Below are 248 nucleotides of genomic sequence, written 5' to 3' on the forward strand. Positions count from 1 at the left end.
TTCAGCAGCGCCAGATCGGTGCTCGGGTCACGACCGATCACCTGACCTTCGAACATGCGACGATCGTTCAAGTGCACCTGGATCTTGTCGGCACCTTCGATCACGTGATTGTTCGTGACGATGTAACCATCGCTGCTCACGATGACCCCGCTACCGGCCCCTTGGCGGAGTTGCTGCTGTTGCGGAGCGCGATAGCCCCAGAAAAAGTCAGCGAAGGGGTCGCGCACGTTCACGGCGGTCTCCGTGGT

The 248-nt window shown here is 60.1% G+C and carries 1 protein-coding gene; it reads right to left on the reverse strand.

Annotation, left to right across the window (positions count from 1 at the left end):
- Nucleotides 1-248, reverse strand: a 248-nt coding sequence (locus JNK74_29890) for a trypsin-like peptidase domain-containing protein (GenBank protein MBL7650382.1), incomplete at both ends; no start/stop codon positions are given.

This window comes from Candidatus Hydrogenedentota bacterium, assembly GCA_016791475.1.
Classification (GTDB): domain Bacteria; phylum Hydrogenedentota; class Hydrogenedentia; order Hydrogenedentales; family JAEUWI01; genus JAEUWI01.